At 61.2% G+C, this 13083-nt stretch carries 12 protein-coding genes; 4 read left to right on the top strand and 8 right to left on the bottom strand.

The annotated features are described in order from the left end of the window. Positions 1-28 precede the first annotated feature (28 nt). From PMI34_RS22895 to PMI34_RS22915, 5 genes are all read right to left on the bottom strand, one after another. The gene (locus PMI34_RS22895; protein ID WP_238538759.1) at positions 29-781 is read right to left on the bottom strand and encodes a bestrophin-like domain; all 753 of its coding nucleotides are present in this window, start codon (positions 779-781) and stop codon (positions 29-31) included. Between the two features lie 51 nt (positions 782-832). After that, positions 833-1261, bottom strand: a complete 429-nt coding sequence (locus PMI34_RS22900) for a hypothetical protein (RefSeq protein WP_008046944.1) — start codon at positions 1259-1261, stop codon at positions 833-835. A gap of 138 nt (positions 1262-1399) precedes the next feature. Then, entirely contained in the window at positions 1400-1813 is a 414-nt protein-coding gene (locus PMI34_RS22905; protein ID WP_008046942.1) for a VOC family protein, read from the bottom strand. An 89-nt stretch (positions 1814-1902) separates the two neighbouring features. Then, complete coding sequence (locus PMI34_RS22910; RefSeq protein WP_008046934.1) at positions 1903-2562, bottom strand: TetR/AcrR family transcriptional regulator; 660 nt, start codon at positions 2560-2562, stop codon at positions 1903-1905. Continuing rightward, entirely contained in the window at positions 2549-3400 is an 852-nt protein-coding gene (locus PMI34_RS22915) for a 3-hydroxybutyryl-CoA dehydrogenase (protein ID WP_008046933.1), read from the bottom strand. Before PMI34_RS22915 ends, PMI34_RS22910 begins: the two co-directional genes overlap by 14 nt. A 162-nt stretch (positions 3401-3562) precedes the next feature. On the opposite strand from PMI34_RS22915, the gene PMI34_RS22920 reads away from it, so the two are divergent. Next, on the top strand, positions 3563-4615 hold the full coding sequence (locus PMI34_RS22920; protein WP_008046932.1) for an AraC family transcriptional regulator: 1053 nt from the start codon (positions 3563-3565) through the stop codon (positions 4613-4615). 83 nt (positions 4616-4698) lie between these two features. Here PMI34_RS22920 and PMI34_RS22925 read toward each other — a convergent pair whose 3' ends face one another. Further along, the gene (locus tag PMI34_RS22925) at positions 4699-5925 is read right to left on the bottom strand and encodes a YbfB/YjiJ family MFS transporter (protein ID WP_008046931.1); all 1227 of its coding nucleotides are present in this window, start codon (positions 5923-5925) and stop codon (positions 4699-4701) included. Between the two features lie 112 nt (positions 5926-6037). Between PMI34_RS22925 and PMI34_RS22930 the strand changes: the two genes are divergently transcribed. Beyond that, positions 6038-6913 (top strand): LysR family transcriptional regulator, encoded by an 876-nt coding sequence (locus tag PMI34_RS22930; protein ID WP_008046930.1) that lies wholly within the window; start codon positions 6038-6040, stop codon positions 6911-6913. A 100-nt stretch (positions 6914-7013) separates the two neighbouring features. On the opposite strand, the gene PMI34_RS22935 is transcribed toward PMI34_RS22930, so the two are convergent. Beyond that, the gene (locus PMI34_RS22935) at positions 7014-7736 is read right to left on the bottom strand and encodes a pirin family protein (RefSeq protein ID WP_008046927.1); all 723 of its coding nucleotides are present in this window, start codon (positions 7734-7736) and stop codon (positions 7014-7016) included. A 328-nt stretch (positions 7737-8064) separates the two neighbouring features. On the opposite strand from PMI34_RS22935, the gene PMI34_RS22940 reads away from it, so the two are divergent. Continuing rightward, complete coding sequence (locus PMI34_RS22940; protein WP_008046925.1) at positions 8065-9015, top strand: GlxA family transcriptional regulator; 951 nt, start codon at positions 8065-8067, stop codon at positions 9013-9015. A 162-nt stretch (positions 9016-9177) separates the two neighbouring features. After that, the gene (locus PMI34_RS22945; RefSeq protein WP_008046924.1) at positions 9178-10662 is read left to right on the top strand and encodes an ATP-binding protein; all 1485 of its coding nucleotides are present in this window, start codon (positions 9178-9180) and stop codon (positions 10660-10662) included. On the opposite strand, the gene PMI34_RS22950 is transcribed toward PMI34_RS22945, so the two are convergent. After that, positions 10627-13083, bottom strand: a 2457-nt coding sequence (locus PMI34_RS22950; RefSeq protein WP_008046922.1) for an ATP-binding protein, incomplete at its 5' end; no start/stop codon positions are given. The two genes, PMI34_RS22945 and PMI34_RS22950, sit on opposite strands and share 36 nt — an antisense overlap.

Genomic DNA, 13083 nt, shown 5'->3' with positions numbered 1-13083 from the left:
TTTTGTTTTTGTCCGCGGGAAAGCGAAATTACATCCCCAACCGCTCCAGCGTGTGCTCCAGGGGTTCCAGCGACACACAGATAAAACCATCAAGCGGACGATTGAGTTCCTCTACCAGCAAGATGGTTGCCCCTGTCGACAGGGCACACATCAGCAGTACGGCGACAATGGTGCCGTTGCAGGGTGCAAACAGGCCGAACGAGCCGAAGATAATCCCTAGCCACGTCACCAGGATCACCAGCATCACCGGCGGGATCGATTGATTGGATTGCAGCAGGATCAGCCAGCGGGTGGCAAAAACCGTGTCCATGTCTTGTAATGCCTCAGCCTTGAGTGAGCGCTGATCATCGTTGCCCGGCGACAGTGATTCGACCTGGCGCTGCAGACTTTCAGAACGATGGATGGCTTCGGGGCTATCGAGTGTTGCAATCTGACGGCGATCGCGAGAGACGAGTACTTTCGTGACTTCGGCGTAGTTGTGCTTGAGCTCGGTGCGGATGCCTTGGGTATCGGTGCCGTAGCGGGCGAGCAAACGGTCGAACTGAACCACTTTCGCCGCCGCGCCCTCCAGTTCGGTATTGGCCGCATCGAATGTGCCTTTGGCAGAGGAAACGAGCAGGCCGAGGACCAGCGCCGACATCGTCGCGATGAGGCCGGTGGCCAGTTTCACCACGGTCACGGAGTCGTCGCTCAGGTGATGGCTCGGTAATCGCTCCCTTACGTACGAGCCCAGTAGTGCGCTGGCGGACAGGCAGCCGAAAACGATGAGGGCGATCACCACGTCATTCAAATTCAACCTCCGTTGACGCTGTCTTCCGTGGGGGGGAGATATCTACTGGTACTTGATCACGATGCCCTTGAGTTTACGTCCCTCGATGGTCGTCACGTCACGAGCCCACAGCGGCCCGCTGGCATAGGCACCCACTGCTTGAATGTGGTCATAGACGACCACCACGGCGTTGCCACCGAGTTTTGCGGATTCTACCCGCAGCTTCTGTTCGACTTCTGTAATCGGAGGGGCAGGGTCGATGCTGGCATCGATCAACACTTCACCCAGGCGCACATGCGGACGCAGAGGCTCAGAACGCAGCACGACAACCTGGTCCGGCGATGTCGGTGCCGGATGTTCTACGCCGACATAGGCGGTGGTCTGTGCATCGACAGTGGCGCAGCCATTGAGAGCCAGCAGGCTGGTGATCAGTCCACCTGCCAGTAGTAAGCAATTGAAACGGGGGGACCAGGACAGGACGTGGGCCGGCATTGTGGGGTCTCTCCTCTGGTTCGCTGCTATCCATGTGGCTAGTTGACGGTAGCAGACAGGCCGGGAGTTGCCAGAATGCCCAACCTTTTCAGGTTGGGCTTTTTTGTGCCTTGAAGACTGTCGATCGACCAAGGCCTCTCACTGATCCTTTTCGCAGTTGACCATCCACGACACACCAAAACGGTCGACGAGCATGCCGAAGCGCGCCGCCCAGAACGTGGTCTCCAGTGGCATCTGCACAGTGCCACCGCCCGCCAGTGCATTGAAGACCCGTTCGGCCTCGGCAATGCTGTCCACGTTGAGTGAAATCGAACAGGCGCTCATTTTATCCACGGGGCGATCCGGTGTGGTGTCCGACCCCATGATCGCCTGATCGCCCACGATCAGGCGGGTATGGATGATCAGGTTGTGCAGATCCTTGGGGAAATGCTCACCGGCTGGCGTTTCGCCGAAGGTCAACATGGCTTCGATCTGGCCTTGCAGGCACTGCGCGTAGAACGTGAAGGCCGCTTTGCAGTCACCGTTGAAGATAAGGTAGGGATTGATTTTCATGGTCTGCTCCAGGTGCTCGAGTACATACATCGATTTGGACGCCGGTTTTTTCGGCGAATTCCGATTGTGTCGAGCCGACAAGCAAAGCGCTAAATCTTTGTCGAAGCTTGTGTTTCTTTAGATGTTTTTTCGATAGGACGCGCGAGGCTTATCGCCTCCGGCACACGCCGTGGCGCCAGTACACGTTCGATGGCGCCGCTGACCATGCTCTCCAGCAGCTCATCACGCTCCTGCTCGTCCAGCACATGTGGCGTCAGCCAGCTGGGAGCGCTGTTGAGCAGGGCGCCAATGGCATGCCCGGCGGCCAGCAGGCCTTGCTCGCTGAAACGGGACCTCGCCCCGAGCATCCTCAGTAACGTGCGTTCATATTGCTCGCGCAATTGCCGGACCCGAGCCTGTTGCTCTTCGTTCAGGCAACCGCTGTCGCGCTCCACCAGGCGAAAATGCCAGGGCATCTCTCGATGCAGGTTCAGATGGGCGCGGATCAGGCCGTTGAGTTTGTCGCGCTTGCCCGGGGCTTTTTGCTCGATACGTCCCAGGGTGGCCAGCAGCTCCTCGTAGAACTCCTCGATCAGATCGAGCAGCAGATGCTGTTTGCTGGGGTAATGGTGATACAGCGAGCCTGGGGAGAGCCCCAGGCACGTCGCGAGCTCGCGCATGCCGACCTGGCCGAACCCCTTGCAGGCAAACAGCTCCAGGACCTTGTCCCGGTACTCGGCAAAGCGCGAGCAACGCTCAGGCATAGGCATGGAAGCCGCGCCCCGTTTTGCGTCCCAGGTAACCGGCGGCGACCATTTCCTTGAGCAACGGCGCCGGGCGATATTTACTGTCGTTGAAACCGTCATAGAAGGCTTCGAGGATCGAAAGCAGGGTATCCAGGCCAATCAGGTCTGCCAGGGCCAACGGGCCGATAGGCTGATTGCAGCCCAGGCGCATGCCGGCGTCGATGTCCTCGGCGCTGGCCAGGCCTTCCTGGAACACCAGGATCGCTTCGTTGATCATCGGCACCAGGATCCGGTTGACCACGAACCCAGGACGGTTACCCGCGGTAATCGCGGTTTTGCCGAGGGTGGTCGCCATGTCCAGTGCCAGTTGGTGGGTCGCGTCACTGGTTTGCAGGCCACGGATGACTTCGATCAGGCCCATCACCGGCACCGGGTTGAAGAAATGCAGGCCGATGAAGCGTTCAGGCTGGCTGACACTGGCGGCGAGTTGGGTGATCGACAGCGACGAGGTATTGGAGGCAATGACGCATTCGTTGCTGACCTGCGCGGCGATCTGTTGCAGCACTCGCAGTTTCAGGTCGAGGTTTTCAGTGGCCGCTTCGATGACCAGTTGCGCGTCACCCAGGACGCTGTAATCGGTGCTGGTGCGGATGTTGTCGAGGGTGGCCTGTTTCTGCTCTGGCGTCAGGGTTTGCCTGGCGATCTGCCGGTCCAGGTTTTTACCGACCGTTGCGACGGCTTTTTGCAAAGCGCTTTCGGAAATGTCGAGCAAGGTCACGTTGAAACCGGCCATGGCACAGACTTGTGCGATGCCGTTGCCCATGGTGCCCGCACCGATTACACCGATGTTTTGCAGATTCATTTTCCGTCCTTCGATCAAACCCTGCGATACCTTGGCCGCGATTGCAGCCGAAGGCGTACTATTGCCGCGAGTCTAGAGCCGGCAGGGCGGTTGTCCTATGCCAAAACTGTTCAACGGCACTGATGTTTTTTGCCATTCGAGCGATGAGAGAGAAGCGAACCAATGCGGGAAAAGGACTCGGTTGCCGCCTATTTCGTGCAGGCAATGATCCATGGGCTGAGGGATGATCCGCAGCGCGTGACGGCCGTGCTCGAACAGGCGGGCATTGATCCGGCGGTCATGCACCAACCCACGGCGCGGGTGCCGGCCAACGCGTTTGCAGCGTTGTGGCTGATTCAGATCCGCGAACTCGACGATGAATTTTTCGGGCTCGACTCCCATGGCATGCCGCCGGGCAGTTTCGCCCTGATTTGCCGCGCCCTGATTCAGGAGCCCGATCTGCATAAGGCCATGCGTCAGTGCCTGGCCAACTTCGGCTTGTTCCTGCGCGACTTTCGCGGCTCGCTGGCCGTGCGTGGCAAGCGTGCGGTCATTAGCCTGGAAACCCGTTCGACGGACAACGATGCCAGTCGGTTTGGTGAAGAAACCTTCCTGGTGTTGATGATCAGTTTGCTGTGCTGGCTGGGCGGGCGGCGCATTCCCATTGACCGCGCGGACTTCCGCCATTCGCGCCTGTCGCTGGGTGACGACCGCCTGCTCTGGGGCCCCAACCTGACCTTTGGTGCCGAGCGCACCGAAATCGAATTTGCCAGCCACTACTTGCGCCTGCCCGTGGCTCAGGACCTGGCTTCGTTGAAGGTGTTCCTGCGTACCGCGCCGCAATGGCTGGTGATCCGCTTCCGTAACCAGCATGGCCTGGCATCCCAGGTTCACCAGCGCTTGCGCGGCAGCCATTACAGTGAGTGGCCGACGTTGCAGGCCTTCGCCCTGGAGCAGCACCTGAGCCCCAGTACCTTCCGCCGTAAACTGGAGCGTGAAGGCTGTTCCTATCAGGAGATCAAGGACGAAGTACGCCGTGGCGTGGCCTTTGAGCAACTGCGTCAGAGCGAAGCGAGCATCAGCGATATCGCCGAGCAACTGGGTTTCCAGGAACCCAGCGCCTTCCATCGGGCGTTTAAGAAGTGGACCGGGGAAAGCCCTGGGCGCTATCGGGCCCGCTATCAGGGGGAGCAGGGCGCAGAGGTCGCCACCCTTCAGGAACCCTGCGAGCCCTGAGCCATCGTCGGTCCGGTAGCAGGACTTCAGGGCCACCGGGTTCGGTGATTTCGATCAGCGCCATGATCTGGGGGCGTGTCATTTCATACATCTGTATTGAGCGTCAAGGATTCGGTCGAACGACTGAGCAGCCGGCTGCCCAGTTCCAACAACAGCGCTACAACGATGGCGCCAGCGGCAATCACGAACATCAAGGCATGATGGCCGCCACTGACGTTGAACAGCGCCGAGTAAGCGAACCCCGAGAGCGCCTGGAAAGTAGCGAACGACACGGTGGCGCGGCTCCAGGCAATTTGTTGCTGATGATGCCCGGGGATCAGTTCATGCACCCGCGCCAACGCCAGCGGCACGATGCCTGGCGGGAAGGAGCCGAGGATCACCGCCAGTAAGGCCAGCGGCGCAAACGAACTGCTGATCGATAAAAGGCCAACCGCCAACGCCTGTATCACCAGCACGATGCGGATCCCCGTTTTCGCGCCCAGTTGGTCGGCCAGGAAACCGTAGCTCACCGGCCCGACAATCGCGCCCAGGCCATACATCACCCAGATCAGCGCGCCGACATGTGCCCCGGCATTGAGCCCGCGAGCGACGTAATCCACCAGGAACACCATGGCCGGCACCAGCCCGGCCGCCATGAACGCGTATTGGGCGAACAGCAGGTAAACATTCGGGTCGCTCGGCGATGGCGACGATGTATTCGACGGCGCCGCGGCGGCCGGGTGCGTAGTGGTCGGCCAGCCAAACCAACTGGCAGCGGTGAGGATCAGGGCCAGCAAGCCCAGGCCGAACCAGGTTTGCTGCAAGCCGAGGCTCAGCAGCGGCGGCACGATCGTCCCGGACCCGGCGATGCCCAGGCCGATACCCAGGAATATCGCGCCGCTGGCCAGACCTTTGCGGGCCGCCGGGACATGGGGCAATACAGTGGCCGCCACCAGCACCATGATCGCGCCACCGGCAATCCCCGACAGCAAGCGCCAGCCGAAGAACCAGCTCACCGACAACGGAAAACCACAGGCGAAGAACGCCAGGGTCACCGCCAGCATCATCAGGCGCAAGGCGGTCCTGTTCGAGGTCCGGCGTGCCAGTGGATGGCCGATCAGTGCGCCGATCAGGTAACCCACCAGATTCGCGGCGCCGAGGTACACCACGTCACTGGCGCAAAACCAGTGGGCCTGGATCAGCGAGGGAATCAGGGGCGTGTAGGCGAAGCGCGCCAGGCCGATGCTGACCAGGCTGGCGCAGAGGCCGGCGAAGATAGGCAGCCAGATCGCACCGGGCGCCGGGGTAAGGGAGGGCGATGAACTGTGCATGGGTATTGTCCTGTAAGGTCACTCAGGTCTTCAGCATATCGAGGTTTTTCGAAGCATTAATGCAGCGATTGCGCGCTATACTGATGCGTAATTGCATCATCAGGAGCGCGTTATGAATTGGGATGACGCCCGGGTATTTCTCGCAGTTTGCCGCGAATCCACGTTGCGCGGGGCGGCGCGGGTATTGGGGGTCGACCAGGCCACGGTCGGCCGGCGTATCACGGCGCTGGAAAAGTCTTTGAGTGCGACCTTGTTCCTGCGCACTTCCGAAGGTTATGCGCTCACGGCTGTCGGCGAAGCGGCACTCAAGGCCGTGGAGAAAATGGAGCATTCGGCGCTGGAGCTGGAACGCCAGATCCAGGGCCTGGACGATCGCTTGACCGGCACGGTTCGCGTCAGTACCACCGACTCACTGGCGATTGATTTCCTGATCCCGGCGATTGCCCGTCTGCATCGGCAACACCCGGATGTACGTGTGCAACTGGACGCCACCACGCAGATCCTCAGCCTGGCAAAACGCGAAGCGGATATCGCCGTACGCAACACCCGGCCGGAAAACCCTGACCTGATCGCCCGGCGTATCGCCCGCTGGCCGGTGGGGTTGTTTGCCTCGCAAGCCTATGTCGATGCCCACGGCGTACCGGAACCGGGCTCGGCGTTCGCCGGGCATGACCTGGTGGTGTATCAGCCGTACTTGCAGGGCAACAAAGACATGACGCTGGTCTCGGAACCGGTGGCGCGCGGGCGGATTGTCGCGAGCCTCAGTTCCAGCCTGCTGGTGCGTCGGTCGATTGCGGCGGGGATCGGGGTCGGAGAGATTCCGGTGTACATCGGGGAGAAGGAGGGGCTGGTCAGGTTGTGGCCGGAGCGCTCGCGGCCAATGCCCTATGACATCTGGCTGGTGACCCATGCGGACCTGCGGCATACGGCCAGGGTCCGGGCGGTGATCGATGAGATTGTCGCGGGGTTCGCCGGGACCGGCGAATAACCTGTGGGAGCGAGCTTGCTCGCGATGGCGGAGTGTCATACGACATCACTGTTGAATGACACAACGCCATCGCGAGCAAGCTCGCTCCCACAGGGATTTGTTATGGCATTTCCGGCAGTTCCTGTGGGCGCAGGTCGAAGACCAACACTTCAGCATCCACGCCGTTGCTCAAGGTCAGCGCCTGTTCATCACGAACCCGCACACCGTCGCCTTCCTGCAACAACACACCGTTGAGTTCGACACTGCCCCGGGCCACGTGCACATAGGCGTAACGGTTGGCGTCGAGCTCCAGGGTGGCGCTTTCCTTGCCGTCGATGAGGCCGGCATACACCCGTGCATCCTGACGCACCTTGAGCGAACCCTTGGCGCCGTTCGGCGAGATGATCAGTTGCAGGCGCCCGCGTTTCTTCTGGGTGCTGAAATGTTCTTGCTGATAACGCGGTTTGGCGCCGCTGACGTCTGGCACGATCCAGATCTGCAGAAAGTGCACCGCCCGGGTGCTCGAGTGGTTGAACTCACTGTGGGCCACGCCGCTGCCTGCGCTCATCAGTTGCACGTCGCCGGGGCGGATCACCGAACCGGTGCCCAGGGTGTCCTTGTGTTCCAGGGCACCTTCAAGCACATAGGAGAAAATCTCCATGTCGCGGTGTGGGTGCTGGCCAAAGCCTTTGCCGGCGGCGACGCGGTCGTCGTTGATCACCAACAGGTCGGAAAATCCCTGCTCTTTCGGGTTGCGATAGTTGGCGAAGGAAAAGGTATGGAAGGACTTCAACCAGCCGTGATTGGCCAGGCCACGATCCGAGGCTTTGCGAAGAGTCAGCATGATGAAATCTCCTGTGGGGACGTGAATTCGTCCGAGTGAGGAGAAGGTTAATGGTTACTGGTTGATGCAATAAGTAGATGAAAATTTAAATACTGTCTCTACCAGATTGACAATCTTCGGGCGCGAATCAGTTATTCTTTTCCGACGTCTGGCCTGCAGCTGGCCATAATGCACAACACCGAAACCTGTGGGAGCGAGCTTGCTCGCGATGACAATCTTTCCGTCACCGAATTCGTTGAATGTAAGACCGTTATCGCGAGCAAGCTCGCTCCCACAAGGGTTTGGTGTCCTAGTCACCCAATACTTTGATCCCGGCGAATTCCAATCCATGAAAACCGTGGCAATGGTGCTGTTTCCCGACTTTCTCCTGCTCGACATGGCCGGGCCCATGGAAGTGTTTTCCATCGCCAATCGTTATCTGAAACCCGACGATCACTATGTGCTGACGACCATCGGCACCGAGCCCGGCGCACTGCGGGCGTCCAACGGGGTGATCGTGCACGCCGACCGGCACATCGACCAGGCCTGCGAAGGTTTTGATTTGCTGTTGGTGCCCGGTGGTCCCGGTGCCTACAACGAAAGGCATCCGCCATTGCTCGCCTGGCTCAGACACAACGTCAGCCGGTCCGCCGCTTATGGCTCGATCTGCACCGGGGCGTTCGTGCTGGGGCATGCGGGCTTGCTCGACGGCTATCGCGTCACCACCCACTGGCACTACACCGAGCGGCTGATCAAGGGCTTTCCGAAGGCGACCGTCGAGACCGATCAGATCTTCGTCCAGGACCGCAACCTGATCACCTCCGGTGGCGTCACCGCCGGGATCGACCTGGCCTTGTCGGTGGTGGCCCAGGACCATGGCAAAAAAGTCGCCCAGGACGTGGCCAAGGTGTTGCTGGTGGTGATGAAACGCCAGGGCGGACAGGCGCAGTTCAGCCCGTTGATGGCGGCGGTGGCCCCTCACGAAACGGCGATAACCCGGGTGCAGAACCATGTGCTTGAACATCTCGATGAAACCTGGAGCATCGAGCGCATGGCCGGCCTGGCCAACATGAGCCCGCGTCATTTCGCCAGGGTGTTCGCCCGGGAAGTGAACATGACGCCGATGGAATTTTTGCAAAGCGCGCGTATCGATTGCGCCAGGAACCTGCTGGAGACCACCGAATTGCCGCTCAAGACCGTGGCCTTCAAAAGCGGCTTCGGCAGTGTGCGGCACATGCGTTTTCTGTTCAGTGAAAAGCTTGGCCTGACCCCGACCCAATACCGCGAGCAGTTCAGCTAGCGCGCATGTCCGTCGTGCGCACCGCAATGGCCGTGACGCTCCCCCCGTGGCAGTTGTACCGTCACCGAGGCCTGCCAAGATACCGGTGAACTCATTGCAAGGAAGGTGCGGAGCCTGGGATGGACTCACGTACCGAGCCAGGCTTCCAGCGGGTGACAGCGCATGAACAGCCTCAGAGATATAAACAGCGAAACGGTACTGCAATTCGGCCCCTACGCTCTGCACCTCAGTCAGCGACTGGTGCTGGAGGGCGATCGACCGCTGCGCCTGGGCGGCCGCGCCCTTGATGTGTTGCAGGTGCTGGTCGAACACGCAGGTTCGGTGGTCAGCAAGGAAGAGTTGATTGCGCAAGTCTGGCCGCGCTCGGTGGTCGAAGAGATCAACCTGCGGGTACACATTGCCGCCTTGCGCCGAGCCTTGGGGGACGGCCAGAACGGCCAGTGCTACATCGTCAACATTCCCCAGCGCGGCTACAGTTTTGTCGCCCCGGTACAGCATTCGCCGCAGCCTGTAGCGTTTCCGGGCGAGGCCGTAAAAAAGCCCCTGCACAACCTGCCGTCGCGGCTCACACCGATCACCGGGCGCGATGCGATTGTCGGCAGCCTGGTGCGGCAGCTGCCGGTGCGGCGATTCATGACCCTGGTCGGGCCTTGCGGGATCGGCAAGACCACCGTGGCGCTGCGTGTGGCGGAACTGTTGTTGCAGCACTATCGGCACGGCGTGTGGCTGGTGGACCTGGCGCCGATCGATGACCCGGCGCAAGTGACCGATCACCTGACACGAACCCTTGGGCTGGAGGTCGGCACCACGCTGGAGGCGCTGGAGCAGCGGCATGCCTTGTTGGTCCTGGACAATTGCGAACACCTGTTCGAACGCTGCCAGACGTTGATCGAAACGCTACTGGCTTCGCTACCCCGGTTGTCGATCCTCGCCACCAGCCGCGAGCCGCTCAAGGCGACGGGCGAAACCGTATTGCGTCTGCCACCGCTGGAGGTGCCGCCGGTGTCAGCGCTGCGCAGTGTTGCCCAGGTCATGGGCTATTCGGCGGTGCAGTTGTTCGTCAGCCGTGCCCGGGCTCGTCAGCAAGGCTTCACCCTGCGCGAGCAAGACCTCAAGACCGTACGGGAAATCTGCCGGCGCCTCGATGGCCTGCCGCTGGCGATTGAACTGGCGGCGGCGCAAATCGATGCGCTGGCGCTGGTGGGGTTGCAAGCGCAACTCGATAACTGTTTTCAGCTGCTGTCCCAGGGCCGCCGTACGGCCGTGCCCCGGCACCAGACGCTCAAGGCTGCGTTGGACTGGAGCTACGAACGTTTGACTGCCGTGGAGCAAACCGTATTGCAGCGCCTGGCGGTGTTCAAGATGGCCTTTACCCAGGACGCAGCGATCGGCGTGATCTGCTGCGACAGGCTGCCCGCCGCCGACCTGGTCAAGGTGCTGGAAAACCTGGCCCTCAAGTCGCTACTGTCCCGGGAGCAGGGCAGGGAAGTGACCCGCTACCGCTTCCTCAACACGACTCGCACCTACGCACTGGAAAAACTCGAACTCAGCGGTGATTTGCGCGCCCTTGAAATGCGTTATGCCCGCTACATCAGTCAGACACGCTGGACTTCAGGCCGGCAGGTGGCATTGCAACTCGCCGAGTAAGCGGCGGACCGTTATCAGGTCAGGCGTGGAAAAACCTTCGGTGAAGCGTTGGTAGATCGGTGCCAACAGTTCATGCGCCTGTTGGTGGCGGCCCTGTCGCTGCCACAGTTGCGCCAGCGAGGTGGCGCTACGCAATTCCCAGGCCAGTGCTCCCTGAGTCCTGGCCACGTTGAGTGCCTTGAGCAGAACGGCTTCTGCCGTTGCGGTTTTGACCGGACAATCCGTTGCCAGCAGCGTCTGGGCTCCGGCGCGCAGAATCTCCGCCGTGCTCCAGCCTGACGCACCGTTTTCTGCGCGTTCGAGCAAGGCATTATCGACGCAGGTCGAGTCCAGCGTGACCATGATGTCTTTGATCAACCCGACACTTCGCTGCCTGGCGGGCGGGACCTGGGTGCCGTCGATCACCTGCGCGTAGTGTTGCGCCCAGTTATAGAACAGTTGAACCGAGTGTTTCTGCGCCTGTTCCAGCAGCAGCCGCAGGAGTTCGCGGGCGCTGCGGGTGTCGCCGTTGTAGTAAGCGATCAGGCAGCCGGACAGCGCCAGGGTGTAGCAGATGGATGTACCGTGGTTGATCTGCAATGCGATATCCAGCGCCTGCCGGGCTGTGCGCCAGGCTTGTTCCGGTTGGCCCTGCAACCAGAGAATGCGCGCCTGAATGGTCAGTGCCGCGACACTCTGGTCGTATTGCACGCCGAAACCATGGGTGAAATGGTTGAGGCGACCGTTGTGGGCCATGCACTGCAGCACTTGCTCGGCATCGTCCCGAGCCTGTTGCTGGTCGCCGGTAAAATGCAGGGCCAGCACCCGCAATCGATGCACGCTCAGGGACATCAGGGTGTCGTCATGCAACCTCAGTTGATCGAACTGCCGACTCTGTTCCAGAGCCATTTGATAATGACCGCAGCTGAGATTGACTGCCAGGTGCCCGGAAATTGCCCGCAATTGACCGGCCACATCATTGCACTGTTGGGCCAGGGCTTTGGCGCCGACAAAGGCTCCAATGGTTTCGGCGGTACCGCCCTGCGTGTGATAACAGGCACTGCCCAGGGCCAGCTTCAGGGCCACCTGCAAACGCGGGCAAGGCTCGGGTGACTGGTCGAGCAAGGCCAGCGCCTTACGCACATAGCCGCCGTGCTCTTTGAGCAATGACAACTCCTGCCACAGGGGCGTGGACGTCGCGGCCAGGCGTATCGCCAGTGCCTGCGGCCCTTGAGCGTGCAAACCCCAGTCGAGGGCCGCGCGGATATCATCCAGGGCCCTGCCATAGCGCTCGAGCCACAGGTTGGTCGGGGTTTTCTCCCAGTCGTTCTGCGCCTGTTGCATCAGGGCCAGGCAGCGTTCGGCATGGCGCTCCCGGGTGCCGGGCAGGTCGGTGGTTTGTGTGAGTTTTTCCAGGGCGTAACGGCGGGTGGTGTCGAGCAGGCGATAGTAAACATCCTCGTCGCCCACCTCGACGTTTAACAAGGACTTGGCGACCAGTTGGGTGATCGAGCCGAATACTTCGCGGGGTTCGATGTGTTCGCCGACAATCACTGCCGCTGCCGACTCGAGGGTGAAGCCGCCGCGGAATACACTCAGTCGACGCAGGCAGGTCTTTTCGCAGGCGTTGAGCAGTTCGAAGCTCCAGTCCAGTGTCGCGCGCAGGGTCTGATGGCGTGCCAGGGGCGCCTGACCGGGGTGAGTCAGCACCCGGAAGCTGCTTTGCAACTGCGCCAGCAAGCCGTGCAACCCGAAGTTGCACACTTGCGCCGCTGCCAGTTCGATGGCCAGCGGGATGCCATCGAGTCGGTGACAGATTTCTATCAGCAGCGGCAGTTCACTTTCCGTCAGTTCAAAGCTGTCGTGGCTGGCCATGGCCCGTTCGACGAACAGTTGCAGGGCGGAAAAGGTCATGGCCTGGGCGCGGTCGAGGACGGCGATGGGCGGTGGGCAGTCGAGCGACTCCAGGCGCTGGACGAATTCCCCTTCGGCTCGCAGGCTCTCGCGGCTGGTGGCGAGGATATGCACGAGCGGCGCACTGCGCAGAATCTGTTCGCTGAGCTGGGCAATGGCGTCGACCAGGTGCTCGCAATTGTCGATGACCAGCAGCATGTGCCGGTCGCGAAGAGAGTCCGCCAGCCCGCTTAGGGGGGCGTCATTGTGCAGGACCAGTTCGAGCAACGTCGCCAGATAGCCGTCGATCATCAGCGGGCAATTGATCGGGGCCAGGTCCAGCAGGCGAATGCCGTCCCGGTAGCGACCGATCATTAGTTCGGCGACCCGCAAGGCCACGGTGGTCTTGCCGATGCCGCCGGGACCGACGAGCGTGATGAAGCGCTGGCGTGGCAGTTGCACCATCAGACTATCAACCAGGTTCTGCCGGCCGATCATGCGCGTGTGGCGCACCGGCAGGTTATGCCGGCTCGGCGTGGCGGCCGCCGG

Source organism: Pseudomonas sp. GM74 (assembly GCF_000282455.1).
In the GTDB taxonomy this organism is placed as follows: Bacteria; Pseudomonadota; Gammaproteobacteria; order Pseudomonadales; family Pseudomonadaceae; genus Aquipseudomonas.
This window is presented reverse-complemented; position numbering and strand designations above follow the sequence as displayed.

Coding starts and splice junctions, on each gene's coding strand:
- PMI34_RS22935 (WP_008046927.1), bottom strand. CDS start 7,736: ATGCTGACTCTTCGCAAAGCCTCGGATCGTGGCCTGGCCAATCACGGC.
- PMI34_RS22910 (WP_008046934.1), bottom strand. CDS start 2,562: ATGCCTATGCCTGAGCGTTGCTCGCGCTTTGCCGAGTACCGGGACAAG.
- PMI34_RS22915 (WP_008046933.1), bottom strand. CDS start 3,400: ATGAATCTGCAAAACATCGGTGTAATCGGTGCGGGCACCATGGGCAAC.
- PMI34_RS22930 (WP_008046930.1), top strand. CDS start 6,038: ATGAATTGGGATGACGCCCGGGTATTTCTCGCAGTTTGCCGCGAATCC.
- PMI34_RS22905 (WP_008046942.1), bottom strand. CDS start 1,813: ATGAAAATCAATCCCTACCTTATCTTCAACGGTGACTGCAAAGCGGCC.
- PMI34_RS22925 (WP_008046931.1), bottom strand. CDS start 5,925: ATGCACAGTTCATCGCCCTCCCTTACCCCGGCGCCCGGTGCGATCTGG.
- PMI34_RS22945 (WP_008046924.1), top strand. CDS start 9,178: ATGAACAGCCTCAGAGATATAAACAGCGAAACGGTACTGCAATTCGGC.
- PMI34_RS22900 (WP_008046944.1), bottom strand. CDS start 1,261: ATGCCGGCCCACGTCCTGTCCTGGTCCCCCCGTTTCAATTGCTTACTA.
- PMI34_RS22920 (WP_008046932.1), top strand. CDS start 3,563: ATGCGGGAAAAGGACTCGGTTGCCGCCTATTTCGTGCAGGCAATGATC.
- PMI34_RS22940 (WP_008046925.1), top strand. CDS start 8,065: ATGAAAACCGTGGCAATGGTGCTGTTTCCCGACTTTCTCCTGCTCGAC.